The organism is Polynucleobacter sp. es-EL-1 (genome assembly GCF_018687975.1).
In the GTDB taxonomy this organism is placed as follows: domain Bacteria; phylum Pseudomonadota; class Gammaproteobacteria; order Burkholderiales; family Burkholderiaceae; genus Polynucleobacter.
In genome coordinates this window covers 1,203,892-1,219,216 of sequence record NZ_CP061310.1, presented here as the reverse complement: position 1 = coordinate 1,219,216, position 15,325 = coordinate 1,203,892, and the positions used below count along the sequence as shown (strand labels likewise).

The following is a 15,325-nucleotide window of genomic DNA, read 5'->3' as shown; positions in this document are numbered from 1 at the left end:
TATTTTATGTCCAACCAACAGCAACAAAATAGCAATGTAGCAAATGCCTATGTTTTGCCTTTTGAGCAACTCCGCATGACTGACGTTGAGTCAGTCGGCGGTAAAAATGCATCACTGGGTGAAATGATTTCTCAGTTGTCCTCCACGGGTGTGCGTGTACCTACTGGATTTGCAACAACCTCATTAGCGTTTCGTGATTTCTTAGAGCACAACAATTTGACTGAGCGCATTCAGAAGCGCTTGGAAAATCTCAATATTGATGATGTACGTGCTTTGGCTGAAGCTGGTAAAGAAATTCGTGGCTGGATTGAAACGGCTCCATTTCAACCGCGTTTGGATGAAGAGATTCGTTCAGCATTTAAAAAATTAGATGATTCTGGCAAAGGCTCTTTTGCAGTGCGCTCCTCTGCAACTGCAGAAGATTTGCCTGATGCTTCATTTGCTGGCCAGCAAGAAACTTTCTTGAACGTTGAGGGTATTGATGACGTTTTGAAGAAGATCCGCGAAGTATTTGCCTCTTTGTACAACGACCGTGCGATTTCTTACCGCGTTCACAAGGGTTTTGCTCATGCTGAAGTAGCCTTATCTGCTGGTATCCAGCGCATGGTCCGCTCTGACCTGGGTGCAGCTGGTGTGATGTTTACTCTAGATACAGAGTCTGGCTTTGAAGATGTCGTGTTTATTACCTCAAGCTATGGCTTGGGCGAGACAGTAGTGCAGGGTGCAGTGAATCCAGATGAGTTCTATGTATTCAAAACTACTTTGGCGCAAGATAAGAAGGCGATTATTCGCCGCTCATTAGGTTCAAAGTTAATTCAGATGCAATTCGCCCCAGCAGGCTCTGCTGAAAAGGTGGTGACAGTGGATGTGACTCCAGAAAAGCGTAATCGCTTCTCATTAGAGGATGCCGATATTACCGAGTTGGCCAAGTACGCTGTGATCATCGAAAAACACTACGGTCGTCCAATGGATATCGAGTGGGGTAAAGATGGTCAAGATGGTCGTATCTATATTTTGCAAGCACGCCCAGAGACTGTAAAGAGTCAAGCTGCTGGTCAAGTAGAAATGCGCTACAAGCTCAAGGGCACCTCTAAGGTTCTCGCCAAGGGCCGTGCTATTGGTCAAAAGATTGGTGCTGGTCCAGTACGTGTCATTCGTGACCCAAGCGAAATGGATCGTGTTCAACCGGGTGATGTATTAGTTGCTGATATGACAGACCCGAACTGGGAGCCCGTTATGAAGCGCGCTTCCGCGATTATTACCAATCGTGGTGGTCGTACTTGCCACGCGGCGATTATTGCGCGTGAGTTGGGTGTGCCTGCAGTAGTGGGTTGTGGCGATGCGACTGAGCATTTGCAAGATGGCATGATGGTGACGGTTTCTTGCGCAGAAGGTGATGAAGGTCACATTTATGACGGCTTAATCGAAACTGAAGTAACTGAAGTGTCTCGCGGTGTATTACCTGAGATTCCAGTGAAGATCACCATGAATATTGGTAATCCGCAGTTGGCATTTGATTTCTGCCAAATTCCGAATGCCGGTGTTGGTTTGGCACGTCTTGAGTTCATCATCAATAACTACATTGGTGTGCACCCACGCGCTGTGTTGGAGTACCCAAATATCGATCCTGATCTCAAGCGTGCTGTTGAGAGTGTTGCCCGTGGCTATGCAAGCCCACGTCAGTTCTATGAAGATAAATTGGTAGAGGGTGTGGCAACTATTGCCGCCGCTTTCTATCCAAAGCCGGTTATCGTTCGTTTATCTGATTTCAAGTCAAACGAGTACAAGAAACTGATTGGTGGTTCGCGTTACGAGCCGGATGAAGAAAATCCAATGCTGGGTTTCCGTGGTGCATCCCGTTACGTATCGGCAGATTTTGGCGAAGCTTTTGCCTTAGAGTGCGCTGCAATGAAGCGGGTTCGTGAGGACATGGGTCTAGATAACGTCGAGATCATGGTGCCATTCGTTAGAACCATTAAGCAAGCTGAGCGCGTCATCGATATGATGGCAAAGTTTGGTCTCAAACGTGGTGAGAATGGCTTACGTTTAATCATGATGTGCGAGATTCCTTCTAACGCCATCTTGGCAGATCAATTCCTCGAGCATTTCGATGGATTCTCAATCGGCTCTAACGATATGACCCAGCTTACCCTTGGTCTAGATCGTGACTCTGGAATGGAGTTGTTGGCCATTGACTTTGATGAGCGCGATCCTGCGGTTGAGTTCATGATTGCACGTTCCATTGAGGCTTGCCGTAAGCAAAACAAATATGTTGGTATTTGCGGTCAAGGCCCTTCAGACCACCCTGACTTTGCTCGCTGGCTGGTCGCCAAAGGTATTACTTCAATCTCACTCAACCCAGATAGCGTAGTTGCCACTTGGGAAATGTTGGGCAAGAAAGAAGCTTAAGTAAGTACAGCATCATTTAAAAAAGGCCTAGATTTTTCTAGGCCCTTTTCTTTGGTGCAAGCTGGATTTAAGCTTTTACCTTACTGCCAACTTTTTTCTTTGCGACAGATTTACTTGCTACTTTCTTGGGTGTCTTAGGTAATGGGCTTTTCTTCACGCGATGAATTGGCACCGCACCCATTTTCTTGGCGGGAGCCGTAATAGAGCGTGAGGGGGTGGCGCCAGACCAGCTTGGTTCAGCAATGGAGTTAAAGGCAGCGCGTAACTTCTCACCCCAGAGTTGATGAATCATTTGGAAATATGGGTTAGATTCATCCATGGTAACTAGCTTGCTAGCCTGCAATGAATTCTTCTCATAGACTAAGAGGTCTAATGGCAAACCTACTGAGATGTTGCTATTGAGAGTGGAGTCCATTGAGATGAGCGCGCACTTGGTAGCTAAATTGAGTGGTGTATCAAAGGTAATGACGCGATCCAGAATCGGTTTGCCGTACTTGGATTCACCAATCTGGAAGTAGCAGGTTTCAGGCGTAGCTTCAATAAAGTTACCAGCGGAATAGATGTTAAAAAGCCTAGGTCGTTCATCTTTAATTTGCCCACCAAAAATCAGATTGCAATTAAAGTCAATTCCAGCTTTCTCAAGAGCCTTGTGGTCTCTGTCATATACCTGCTTAATGGCATCACCAATGACCACTGCAGCATCATGTGAGCTTTCCACGTTCCAAAGATTTTTACCATTGAGCAATTGTCCTTGGAGAAGAATTTCTTTTACCGCTTGGGTAATCGCCAGATTGCCTGCACTCATTAAGGTGAAGAAACGATCTTTGTCTTTTTGAAACAGAGACATTTTTCGAAAGGTGCCGATTTGATCAACACCAGCATTCGTGCGAGTGTCTGATAAAAATACTAAACCGTCTTTCAGGCAAAGCCCAACGCAATACGTCATCCTGCAACCCCTTAAATGAATTCTTGAAATTATCTCTTACTTATTAGTATTGGGGCTAAGTCTATTTGATTTGAGAGATGGAGATGCTGGCACTGAGTTCTTCTCCATCCCCGCCAGACCTTACCCCTTTAACGGGGGCAGCGGAATAATAATCCCTACCAATGGCCAGACGAATGTGACGTGAATCAATCAAGCAGGCATGGGTGATATCCACGCTAATCCAAATGCCTTTGTCAATATCACTACAAAAATCGATCCAAGCATGGCTAGCTAGGTTAGGGGATTCTTCCGCAAAAAAATACCCGCTGACATAGCGTGCAGGAATGCCGGATGCCCTGCAAAGACCAAGCATGATATGAGCATGATCCTGACAAACACCGGATTTCATCGCAAAGGATTGCGCTGCGGTCGTGGCGAAATTGGTTTGGCCGGGAAAGTACAAAATAGTCCCTTGTACTGCGGCTGCTAATTCAAGGACCTCTTCGATGGAGTTGTTCTTTGGCAAAGAGGCTGAGAAATACTCCAACATTTCCGGAGTTGGCTCGGTGAGATGGGTTTGCTGAAGTAGATGATAGGGTGATACCGCCTTTGGCTCATCGATAAATTCATAAGCATCATGGGTATGCACTTCACCTTCAGCTTCAATCATCATTGAGGTGTAGGAGCTTTCTTGAACAAAGATATTGCACAGATTGCCAAAGGCATCATAAGAGCTGCTAGCTTTAATCGGAGTGCTGACTTTCCACTTATCAATTGTCTGACCGGCAACTGAAGGGGGTGTGAGGCGCAACTCTTGAATGGAATAGCGAACCGGCGTTTCGTAGCGGTATTCTGTGCGGTGACGAATCTTGAGGTGCATGGGGCTCTTTATGCGACAGCTAAAGGAATGAGATAGGCATTGCTAAATTCGTCGGCAATGTGATTAATGCGCTCCAAGAATTCTTCGATGAACTCATCCAACCCTTGCGAGAAAACCTCATCAATATCGGAATAATCTAGACTTGCCTTGAGTTTTCCAAGAAGACGTTCAATTTCCTTAGATCGCTGATTTTTTACTTCCGACACCAAGGGGATGAGTTCGTTTACGCAGCAAACCAAGGAGCGCGGCATTTGTTTATTGAATATCAGGAGTTCAGCTACCTGCTTGGGAGTGACTTGGTCAGAGTAAATCTGCCGGTAAATCTCAAATGCAGAAACCGAGCGCAGCAGGGCAGCCCAATGGTAAAAATCAAAGAAGTTTCCATCGGTGCCGTCTAGTTCAGATGGCTTATCGCTGCGAAGTACTTTGAGCGCTGCAGGATCTTCATACTTAGTCTCAAGGATACGGGCGGTGTTATCGGCGCGTTCGAGTAAGGTGCCAATATTCATGAAGTAGAAGGCTTCATTCTTGAGCATCGTGCCATGCATCACCCCTCTAAATAAGTGACAGCGATGCTTGACCCACTCCAGTAGTCTGCTGGGATCGGCTTGATTTCTAGCCTCTAAAATCTGTTGCAGCTCAAGCCAGGTTGTATTTTGGGTTTCCCATACTTCGGAGGTAATCTTGCCGCGAATGACGCGTGCATTTTCTCTGGCCGCAAATAGACAAGAGACAATGCTCGAGGGATTACTGGTTTCATAGATCATGAAATCGAGCACATTCTCCCGATTAATCACTTTGTATTGCTTTAAGAATGCATCTTCAAGCTTAGAGATGGTGAGGAGTTTCTTCCAACTCTGCTCCAAAAACTCAGCAGGCTGAGGCAGCAAAGAAGTTTGATGATTAACATCTAACATGCGAGCAGTATTTTCTGCACGCTCGGTATAGCGGGCCATCCAGTACAAGCAATCGGCGGTGCGGCTCAACATATTTTGATTCCCTTATCCTTCTAAAACCCAAGTGTCTTTAGTGCCACCACCTTGAGAGGAGTTCACCACTAAAGAACCTTCCTTAAGGGCAACTCTAGTGAGGCCGCCAGGAACCATCTTGATCGTTTTTCCTGATAGTACAAAAGGTCTTAAGTCGATATGTCTTGGAGCTACGCCAGACTCGACAAAAGTGGGGCAGGTAGAGAGTGCGAGTGTAGGTTGTGCAATGTATTTATCTGGATTGGCAATCAGATGACCTCTAAACTCTTCGATTTCTGCTTTGGTAGAGGCGGGTCCAACCAACATGCCATAACCTCCAGCCCCATGGGTTAACTTCACCACCAGTTTCTCTAGATTTGCCAAGGTATAGGCTAGATCATCAGGTTTGCGACACTGAAAGGTCGGGACGTTATTGAGAATTGGCTTTTCTCCCAGATAGAACTCAATCATGTCAGGCACATAAGGGTAGATTGATTTGTCATCTGCGATACCGGTTCCAATTGCGTTAGCTAAGGTAACGTTACCAGCACGATAAGCCGACAGTAATCCGGCCACTCCTAAAGTGGAGTCTGAGCGAAAAGCCAGTGGATCTAAAAAGTCATCATCCACCCGACGATAGATCACATCGACCCGTTCAGGCCCTTGCGTGGTTCGCATATAGACCTGTTCATTTTTTACAAACAGATCCTTTCCTTCAACCAGCTCTACACCCATTTGTTGAGCTAGATAGCTGTGTTCAAAATAGGCTGAGTTATACATGCCAGGGGTCAGAACGACAACGTTAGGTTTTTTAACGTCATCTGGCTTTACGGACTTTAAACACTCCAATAAGAAGTCTGGGTAGTGCTCCACTGGGGCAACACGATATTTTTGGAAAAGATCCGGGAAGAGACGCATCATCATCTTACGGTCTTCAACCATATAGGACACACCAGAGGGCACGCGCAAGTTATCTTCTAGGACATAAAACTCACCTTCGCCAGCACGCACAATATCGATCCCGGCAATTTGGGCATAGATATCACGCGGGACATTCACGTTGCGCATCTCTGGACGATACTGCGCGTTATTGAAGATTTGTTCCGCAGGAATAATGCCTGCTTTGATAATGTCTTCTTCGTGATAGATGTCGTAAATAAAGCGGTTTAATGCTTTAACTCGCTGGCGCAAGCCCGCTTCCAGTTGCTCCCATTCCTTCGCCGTGAAGATTCTGGGAACTTGATCAAAAGGAATGGTGCGTTCAGCCCCGAGATCATCTCCGTAGACGGCGAAAGTGATGCCCACCCTACGGAAGATCAGATCAGCTTCAGCACGCTTTAAGCCCATCAGGGCATCGCTCTGTTGTTTGAGCCAGCTATGAAAAACTTGGTAATGGGGACGCGCTTTTCCGTTGGCGTCGAGCATTTCGTCAAAAGGCAATTTCATAGTTACAAACTAATGCCTTCGGAGGGGTTAACTACAAAGAAAATGGAGCAGCTTGGTGCTTTAATGCACTAATTTAGTGCATCGCACTTTTGAGAGTCTACACTCTCCAGCGGTTTAGGCGTTGAGGTCGCCTCTAGCAATGCGTCCCTTTTGCACTTCCCATTCACGCTCTTTGGTAGCAGCGCGCTTATCGTGCTGTTTTTTGCCTCGGGCTAGTCCAATTTCACATTTCACATTGCCTTTGGAGAAATGCAAATTCAAAGGGACCAAGGTGTAGCCTTTTTGCTCCACTTTGCCAATTAGCTTGCGGATCTCAATGGCATTTAAGAGCAGTTTGCGAGTACGCGTGCTATCGGGAACGATATGGGTGGAGGCAGAGAGTAGGGGGGTGATATGGCAGCCAATCAGGAATAGCTCCGCCTTACGGATGACAACATACGCTTCTTTGATGTGCACGCGACCTGCGCGAATGGCTTTGACTTCCCAGCCCTCCAGAACAAGTCCTGCTTCAAACCGTTCCTCGATAAAATAATCGAAGAAGGCTTTTTTGTTATCGACGATACTCATATTTATTTAGCTTCTCAAGATCGATTATGGCAGACGTCTACAAGACCGTTTTAATTGGCCAATCAGCCGACCGGATGTATGGCTTAGTGACAGATGTTGCCCGCTACCCAGAGTTCCTTCCCTGGTGCGGCGGCGTGGAAATATTTGAGCAAACGGATACCGTTTTAGACGCAAAAATCAATATTCAGTTCAAGGGCATTACTCAGTACTTTCATACCCGCAACATCAATCACCGCCCAGAAACCATTGATATGGTCTTTGTGGATGGTCCATTTAAGCATTTTTCAGGTCAATGGAACTTTATTCCCCTCAAGGAAGATGCCTGTAAGGTGGAATTCAAGCTCCACTGGGAGTTCAAGAGCGCCATTTTGGATAAGATCATCGGTCCGGTTTTTGGCCACATTGCTGGTACTTTTGTGGACTGTTTTGTAAAGCGTGCTGAAGACCTTTATGAGCAGTAAAACCATTAAAATTTTGCTTTGCGATGCCAGGCAAGGTGAGCCTACATTAAGCCCTTTCAGTCTTGAGCTTGAGTCTAAAGAGCAAGCCACGGTTGGTTTGGCTCTGCTTAGAGCGGGAATTGCCAATAGCCCCGATGATCCTGCCTTGGCCAGAAAGGGCTGTTTTGGGGTCTTTGGAAAGCGCAAGGATTGGGATAGCCCCATTTACGACGGGGATCGTTTGGAGCTCTACTCGCCGCTGCTGGTCGACCCCAAAGCAGTGCGTCGCAAGAAGGCAAATCAGAACCAAGATGCCAAATTCCAGGCTGCCGCAGCTAAAAGAAAGGCCAGGAGGCTATAATCGGTTTTTGCGACTAGGGGTTTTGCATGCGACTCATTCAAAAAGCACTCACTTTTGACGATGTGCTCCTCGTACCGGCCTATTCTTCGGTACTTCCTCGGGATGCCAGTTTGGCAAGTAAGTTAACTCGAGATATTTCACTCAATACACCGCTGGTGTCCGCTGCCATGGATACCGTGACCGAAGGTCGATTGGCAATTGCCATGGCCAGCGAGGGTGGCATTGGCATTATTCATAAAAACCTCAAGCCAGCTGAGCAAGCCCGTGAAGTGGCTAAGGTCAAGCGCTATGAATCCGGTGTACTCCGTGACCCGATTACCATCGGTCCAGATGCCACATTGCGCCAAGTGATTCAGCTTTCTCGTGAGCATGGCTTCTCGGGATTCCCAGTTCTGACTGGCAAGGAAGTGGTTGGCATTATTACTAACCGCGACTTACGCTTTGAAGAAGACTTAGATGCGCCAGTGAAATCCAAGATGACTCCGCGTGAGCGCTTGATTACCGTTAAAGAAGGTTGCTCATTAGACGAAGCAAAGCGTTTAATGAGTCAGCACCGCCTTGAGCGCGTATTGGTGGTAAATGACAAGTTCGAGTTGCGCGGTTTAATTACCGTTAAAGATATTCTCAAAGCCACAGAGCACCCAAATGCTTGTAAAGACAGTGAAGGTAAGTTGCGAGTGGGTGCGGCGGTTGGCGTAGGCCCAGACAATGATGAGCGTATTGAGTTGTTAGTGCGTGCTGGTGTTGACGTTATCGTTGTGGACACAGCCCATGGCCATAGCCAAGGTGTTTTGGATCGCGTGAAGTGGGTGAAGAAAAATTATCCTCACGTGCAAGTGATTGGCGGCAATATTGCTACAGGTGATGCAGCTAAAGCTTTAGCTGATCATGGTGCTGATGGCGTGAAGGTTGGTATCGGCCCGGGCTCCATTTGTACCACCCGAATTGTTGCAGGCGTTGGCGTTCCGCAGATTACGGCGATTGTGAATGTCGCTACTGCGCTCAAAGGTACAGGCATTCCATTGATTGCTGACGGTGGTGTACGTTATTCCGGTGATGTTGCTAAAGCCTTAGCCGCTGGTGCTAGTTCAGTGATGATGGGTGGCATGTTTGCCGGAACCGAAGAGGCGCCAGGCGAAGTGTTCTTGTATCAGGGCCGTTCCTATAAGAGCTATCGTGGCATGGGTTCTTTGGGCGCGATGGCCGATGGTTCTGCTGATCGTTATTTCCAGAGCGATATTAGTGCTGCCAATGCAGAGAAGCTTGTTCCTGAGGGCATCGAAGGTCAAGTGCCATACAAAGGCAGTGTTCTGGCCATCTTGCATCAATTGACTGGCGGTATTCGTTCTTCAATGGGCTATTGTGGCTGTAAGACTATTGACGAGTTGCATGAGAAAGCGAATTTTGTGGAAATCACTTCAGCAGGTGTACGAGAGTCACATGTTCATGATGTGAAGATCACTAAGGAAGCGCCGAATTACCACATTGATTAAGACTTAAATTAAGGCAGCTTCTTTCGTGCACGACAAAATACTGATTCTGGACTTTGGTTCACAAGTTACTCAACTGATTGCAAGGCGTGTGCGTGATGCACACGTCTATTCTGAGATCCATCCCTATGATTGTGATCCAGAATTTATTCGCAAATTCATTCAAGAGCAGGGCGGTAAGGGAATTATTCTTTCTGGCGGTCCCAGCTCCGTAACCGAGGAGGGAAGCCCACGCGCACCCCAAATCGTTTTTGAATTAGGTGTTCCTGTTTTAGGTATTTGCTACGGCATGCAAACTATGGCAACCCAATTGGGTGGAGCAGTTGCTTCTGCTGAGTCTCTTGGCAAGGCACGTGAGTTTGGTTACTCTGAAGTTCGTGCCCATGGCCATACTGATTTACTAAAAGGTATTCAAGACTTTTCTACTAGCGAAGGTCATGGCATTCTCAAAGTATGGATGAGTCACGGAGACTCTGTAACAAGCTTGCCACCAGCATTTAAGTTAATGGCCTCTACCGAGTCTTGTCCGATTGCAGGAATGGCTGATGAGGCGCGGCGTTTTTATGCATTTCAGTTTCATCCTGAAGTAACCCATACATTACAAGGCGAAGAAATCCTTGGTCGCTTTGTTCATCAGATCTGCGGTTGTAAACCAGACTGGGTGATGGGTGACTATATTGCTGAAGCAGTCGACCATATTCGTAGGCAAGTAGGTGATGAAGAGGTCATTCTTGGTTTATCGGGTGGCGTTGATTCCAGTGTCGCGGCCGCATTAATTCATCGTGCAATTGGTGAGCAGCTCACCTGTGTCTTTGTTGATCATGGTCTGCTTCGTCTCAACGAAGGCGATATGGTGATGGAGATGTTTGCGCGCAACCTCGGTGTCAAAGTGATTCGAGTAGATGCTAAAGACAAATTTATGTCTGAGCTTGCTGGGGTTTCAGACCCAGAAGCTAAGCGCAAAATTATTGGTAAAGAATTCGTTGAAATTTTCCAAACTGAATCTGGCAAGATTCAAAATGCCAAGTGGCTTGCTCAGGGAACTATTTATCCAGATGTGATTGAGTCTGCTGGTAAAGGTAAGAAGGGCGCGCATACGATTAAGAGCCACCACAATGTGGGTGGTCTGCCTGAAGATATGCACCTCAAGCTACTTGAGCCACTGCGTGAGCTATTTAAAGATGAAGTGCGTGAACTCGGCGTTGCCTTAGGCTTGCCGCGTGAGATGGTCTATCGCCATCCTTTCCCGGGACCTGGTCTTGGTGTGCGCATCTTAGGTGAAGTGAAAGCTGAGTTTGCAAGCTTGTTACAACGTGCTGATGCGATCTTCATTGAAGAACTACGCAATACGATTGACGAGGTCAGTCAAAAGTCTTGGTATGACTTAACTAGCCAAGCCTTCGCAGTCTTCTTGCCAGTGAAATCAGTGGGCGTGATGGGTGATGGTAGAACCTATGAGTATGTTGTTGCGCTTCGAGCGGTGCAGACGCAGGACTTCATGACAGCACATTGGGCGCATTTGCCCCATGATTTGCTCGGCAAAGTATCGAATCGCATCATTAATGAAGTGCGTGGTATTAATCGCGTCGTCTACGACATTAGCGGAAAACCGCCAGCAACTATTGAGTGGGAATAGACGAATTTAGTCTGTGACCCCTCATGCTTGAGTTACGAGAAACTGCCCTCGCAATACTGGCAAATACAGATGTCCAGCTCAAGGTAGAGCGACTCCAGCATTTGTTTGATGAGTATCAGCAGCAGCGTATTCATTTAGATGTCTCCAAAGAGTATTTGGCAGATCATCTCAGCCTTCCAGGAAGACCCCAAAAACCCGAACTGGTTCCTCCTTTAGAGGTTCCTAAAAGAAGAATGGACACGATTGAGGGCAGGGCAAGCTTATTGCATTCATTGGCCCATATTGAATTTAATGCCATGAATCTTGCTTTAGATGCAATCTGGCGTTTCCCCAATATGCCAACGCAATACTATGAGGATTGGCTTAAGGTCGCCAAGGAAGAGGCGTATCACTTTAGCTTGGTCAATGAGCATATGCAGTCATATGGTTTTTCTTATGGCGATTTTCTTGCCCACAACAGCTTGTGGGAGATGGTGGAGAGAACGACTGATGCGGTCATTGCCAGAATGGCGCTAGTACCTAGAACCATGGAAGCAAGAGGTTTGGATGCGGTGCCAGGAATACGAGATCGATTTAAGCAAATCAAAGATGCTAAAGCAGTTGAGATTTTAGAAATTATTCTGCATGATGAGATTGGCCATGTATTTATTGGTAATCGCTGGTTCAATTTCTTATGTGCCAAAGACAATCTATCCCCGATTACTACCTATCGAGATTTGGCGCGGCAATATCGAGCCCCAACACTTAGAGGCCCTTTTAATGTAGAGGCGCGTCAGCAGGCTGGATTTACCCAAGAAGAGTTGAAAATCTTAGGGGTGATGAGCGAACCTCAATCGACCACTTGTGGCTAATATGAAAGTTCTGAGCCTCATTCCACCGATGACGCAGCTCAATACGCCGTATCCCTCTACGGCCTATCTCACCGGCTTCTTGAGGTCGTGTGGCTTTGATGCGGTTCAAGAGGATCTTGCCTTGGCTTTAGTGTTGGGATTCTTCACGCCAGAGGGGTTGCTTGAAATTGAGCAAGAAGCATTGGGGCTTGCCGAAGAAAATCGCAGTGCTAGTGTCAATTTTTTTCTAGATTATTTTGATGAATACCAAAGCACGATTTCTTTAGTGATTGCTTTTTTACAAGGGCGAGATAGTACTCTTGCTCATCGCATTAATAGTCGTGCCTTCTTGCCAGAAGGCCCCCGTTTTGCCTCTATGGATGCGTATGACGAAGAGGAGGGTGGTGATTCTTTGGCTTGGGCATTTGGGGCGCTGGGCTCTCAAGATCGCGCAAGACATTTGGCGACGCTTTATCTCAATGATTTATCGGATGTATTGAAAGATGCTGTAGATGAACGTTTTGAGTTTGTGCGTTACGGAGAATCATTGGCCAGTAGTCAGCCTACCTTCACACCCTTAGCATCCGCTCTGGCAGCTGCTCCCACACTGATGGATCAGCATTTAAAGGAACTTACCAAGGCGGCTATTAATAAACATCAGCCCCAGTTGGTTTTATTGTCGGTGCCATTTCCAGGGGCGATGTACGCAGCGCTTCGCATTGCACAAACGATCAAAGCAGACTATCCACAAATTCATATTGGTTTAGGTGGTGGATATGTCAATACTGAATTGCGTGAGTTAAGTGATCCACGCATATTTGATTTTGTGGATTTCATCACCTTAGATTCTGGTGAGAGACCTTTATTGGCTTTGATAGAGCATCTCAAAGGCAAGCGCTCAGCAGAACGCCTGGTGAGAACATTCATTCGCAATCTTGATAATGAAGTACGTTACATCCATTGGCAGGAGCCAGACATCCCCTTTGAAGAAGTGGGTACGGCCACATGGGATGGCTTGCCATTAAATTCGTATTTGTCGCTCTTAGATATGCTCAACCCCATGCATCGTCTATGGAGTGATGGCCGATGGAATAAGCTCACGGTAGCGCATGGATGCTATTGGAAAAAATGTAGCTTTTGCGATGTCAGCCTGGATTACATCTCTCGTTATGAAACCGCCTCCGCCAGCATCTTGGTTGATCGTATTGAGGCAATTGTGGCTGAGACAGGGCAGACCGGCTTTCATTTTGTAGATGAAGCTGCCCCTCCAAAAGCATTAAAAGCTTTGGCCAAGGAACTTATTCGTCGCAAGGTGAATATTTCTTGGTGGGGAAATATTCGTTTTGAGAAAACATTCACTCCAGAGTTATGTGAGTTATTGGCCAAGAGTGGTTGTATTGCAATGTCAGGTGGTTTAGAGGTTGCTTCAGACCGCCTTCTAGCGCTGATGAAGAAGGGTGTTTCTGTTGAGCAAGTTGCCCAGGTCACCAAGGGATTCTCAGACGCAGGTATTTTGGTACATGCGTATTTGATGTATGGCTTTCCAACCCAAACCGTACAAGAAACAGTCGATGCCCTAGAGTATGTACGCCAGTTGTTTGAAAACGGCTGCATTCAAAGTGGTTTTTTTCACCGCTTTACTTGCACCGTCCATTCTCCAGTAGGGCTTGATCCAAAAGCATATGGGGTGGAGTTGATGCCACTTCCCCCCATTAGTTTTGCAAAAAATGATGTAGCGTTTATCGACCCTACTGGGGTAGATCATGATGCCCTTGGGGTTGGGTTAAAGAAGGCTATTTACAACTTTATGCATGGGGTGGGTTTTGAAGCTAAATCTCACACATGGTTTGATCTACCGAATATCCCCAAAGCTTCCGTTTCGCGTAATGCCATAGCTAAATTTTTAGGCTATGTATAAACTCTGAATACCAGCCCTATTATTAAAAAGTTAAATCAATTGATATGAAACTATCTCGCAGAACCTTTATTGCTTCTGCCGCTTTGGCTCCAGTCGCCTGTGGCGGCCTGTCATATGAGCATGGCACTCCTGTAACTCAGCCGAATCCCCTGCCAGCGATTCGTTCGCCTCAGGTAGGTCAAGAGTGGACCTATGTCAAAAAAGACGTATTTAGTGGTAAGACTCTGGAAGTCGTCAATGAGCGCGTCAAGAGTGTTGGCTCCTCTATTGTGATTGAGCGCAATACAACCGATGGTTATAGGCTGCCTGATGAAATCCAATCCTCCTGGGGAATGGTGACCTTGGATCCACAGTGGCCTCGTTTGTTGAGTTTTAGTCCTGCACTGCCGCTATGGCCTGAAAAACTCTCTGCTACCTGGGCAAAGCAGTTCACTACAAAGTACAGTATCGGCGGCTATTCTGATTCCAGAATGAACTGGCAAGAATATATGAGTGTTCATGGTTGGGAAAAGATTACCGTACCAGCGGGTGAGTTTGTGGCTTTGAGATTTCAGAATCTGATTAATTATGAGAGTGATGATCCCAATAAAGTCGACTGTATTCGCAAGGAAACAATTTGGTTTGTGCCGCAGATTGGTCGTTGGGTTGCTAGAGAAACCTCTGGTTCATATCAAATTCAAGGGCAGATTGGCGTAGTAATTTTGGAAGGCAGTTATCAGTGGCAGTTGACCTCATATAAATGAGATTGTTAAAAAAGCTTTTTTTACTCTTTTTGCCTCTGGCTTTGGCGGCATGTATTCCTGCGCAACCTTATCCAACTGGAGTATTGCTCAACCAGCCATTGAACCCACCCCAGGTGAGGGCTCCCAAAGTGGGTCAACAGTGGGTATATAACGTTCGCAATGTATTTAATCAGGAAATTGTGGACGTTGTTACTGAAACAGTAGTTTCTGTAGGACCGCAAATAGTTATAGCGCGTCAGGGTGTCAAGACCGGACGTTTGCCTGACGAGATTCAACAGCCCTGGGGATATATTCTGCAAGATCCTCATTGGAACCCGCCGCAAAAGTTTTTACAACCCATGCCTCTATGGCCCGAGCAACTCATCAGTGGCTGGTCTGGTTTTTATCGCAATCGCTACCAAGTAGTAGGCTACCCCGATAACGATTATTACTGGGGTGTAAATATCAATGCGTTGCGCTGGGAGCGAGTAAAAGTGCCTGCCGGTGAGTTCAATACGCTGTTGTACCGTAATGAGATGCCATTTTTTACCAGTAATGATTTTTCACGGGTTGCCAATATTCGTAATGAGGATGTGTGGTTTTCTCCAGAAATTGGCCGTTGGGTCATTAGGCGAAGTATGGGTCAGTACTTATGGGCTGGCATGTCTGGTTGGGGAGAGGCCCTCATGGAAGACTATTTGGAGTGGGAATTGGTATCCTGGAAGTAGGCAAA

14 protein-coding genes are annotated in these 15,325 nt (G+C 46.6%); 9 read left to right on the top strand and 5 right to left on the bottom strand.

Translation table 11 applies throughout. The features are described 5' to 3' along the window. The first annotated feature begins 6 nt into the window (after window positions 1–6). Window positions 7–2,409, top strand: coding sequence for a phosphoenolpyruvate synthase (gene ppsA / locus FD974_RS06255; RefSeq protein WP_215363468.1), 2,403 nt, complete (start codon window positions 7–9; stop codon window positions 2,407–2,409). A gap of 67 nt (window positions 2,410–2,476) precedes the next feature. Here ppsA and FD974_RS06250 read toward each other — a convergent pair whose 3' ends face one another. The 5 genes from FD974_RS06250 to smpB form a co-directional block, all read right to left on the bottom strand. Continuing rightward, complete coding sequence (locus FD974_RS06250) at window positions 2,477–3,355, bottom strand: proteasome-type protease (RefSeq protein ID WP_215363465.1); 879 nt, start codon at window positions 3,353–3,355, stop codon at window positions 2,477–2,479. A 61-nt stretch (window positions 3,356–3,416) separates the two neighbouring features. Continuing rightward, window positions 3,417–4,214: a transglutaminase family protein gene (locus tag FD974_RS06245; protein WP_215363463.1), complete on the bottom strand. Its 798-nt coding sequence runs from the start codon at window positions 4,212–4,214 to the stop codon at window positions 3,417–3,419. 8 nt (window positions 4,215–4,222) lie between these two features. Next, window positions 4,223–5,203 (bottom strand): alpha-E domain-containing protein, encoded by a 981-nt coding sequence (locus FD974_RS06240; protein WP_215363461.1) that lies wholly within the window; start codon window positions 5,201–5,203, stop codon window positions 4,223–4,225. A gap of 12 nt (window positions 5,204–5,215) precedes the next feature. Next, the gene (locus tag FD974_RS06235) at window positions 5,216–6,628 is read right to left on the bottom strand and encodes a circularly permuted type 2 ATP-grasp protein (RefSeq protein ID WP_215363459.1); all 1,413 of its coding nucleotides are present in this window, start codon (window positions 6,626–6,628) and stop codon (window positions 5,216–5,218) included. Between the two features lie 114 nt (window positions 6,629–6,742). Next, entirely contained in the window at window positions 6,743–7,195 is a 453-nt protein-coding gene (smpB, locus tag FD974_RS06230) for an SsrA-binding protein SmpB (protein ID WP_114638281.1), read from the bottom strand. Window positions 7,196–7,221: 26 nt separating this feature from the next. On the opposite strand from smpB, the gene FD974_RS06225 reads away from it, so the two are divergent. The 8 genes from FD974_RS06225 to FD974_RS06190 are packed head-to-tail and all read left to right on the top strand — an operon-like array spanning window position 7,222 to window position 15,320. Further along, a complete protein-coding gene (locus tag FD974_RS06225) occupies window positions 7,222–7,656 on the top strand; it encodes a type II toxin-antitoxin system RatA family toxin (protein WP_215363457.1) in 435 nt (144 codons plus the stop codon). Next, entirely contained in the window at window positions 7,646–7,996 is a 351-nt protein-coding gene (locus FD974_RS06220; protein ID WP_215363455.1) for an RnfH family protein, read from the top strand. The genes FD974_RS06225 and FD974_RS06220 overlap by 11 nt, the downstream gene beginning before the upstream one ends. Before the next feature lie 26 nt (window positions 7,997–8,022). After that, the gene (gene guaB / locus FD974_RS06215) at window positions 8,023–9,489 is read left to right on the top strand and encodes an IMP dehydrogenase (RefSeq protein WP_215363453.1); all 1,467 of its coding nucleotides are present in this window, start codon (window positions 8,023–8,025) and stop codon (window positions 9,487–9,489) included. A 25-nt stretch (window positions 9,490–9,514) separates the two neighbouring features. Further along, window positions 9,515–11,122, top strand: a complete 1,608-nt coding sequence (gene guaA / locus FD974_RS06210; protein WP_215363450.1) for a glutamine-hydrolyzing GMP synthase — start codon at window positions 9,515–9,517, stop codon at window positions 11,120–11,122. Between the two features lie 23 nt (window positions 11,123–11,145). Next, window positions 11,146–11,973 (top strand): ferritin-like domain-containing protein, encoded by an 828-nt coding sequence (locus tag FD974_RS06205; RefSeq protein WP_215363447.1) that lies wholly within the window; start codon window positions 11,146–11,148, stop codon window positions 11,971–11,973. Window position 11,974: 1 nt separating this feature from the next. Beyond that, a complete protein-coding gene (locus FD974_RS06200; RefSeq protein WP_215363444.1) occupies window positions 11,975–13,870 on the top strand; it encodes a radical SAM protein in 1,896 nt (631 codons plus the stop codon). 44 nt (window positions 13,871–13,914) lie between these two features. Continuing rightward, on the top strand, window positions 13,915–14,613 hold the full coding sequence (locus FD974_RS06195) for a hypothetical protein (RefSeq protein ID WP_215363441.1): 699 nt from the start codon (window positions 13,915–13,917) through the stop codon (window positions 14,611–14,613). Next, window positions 14,610–15,320: a hypothetical protein gene (locus FD974_RS06190; protein ID WP_215363437.1), complete on the top strand. Its 711-nt coding sequence runs from the start codon at window positions 14,610–14,612 to the stop codon at window positions 15,318–15,320. Before FD974_RS06195 ends, FD974_RS06190 begins: the two co-directional genes overlap by 4 nt. Window positions 15,321–15,325: the final 5 nt, after the last annotated feature.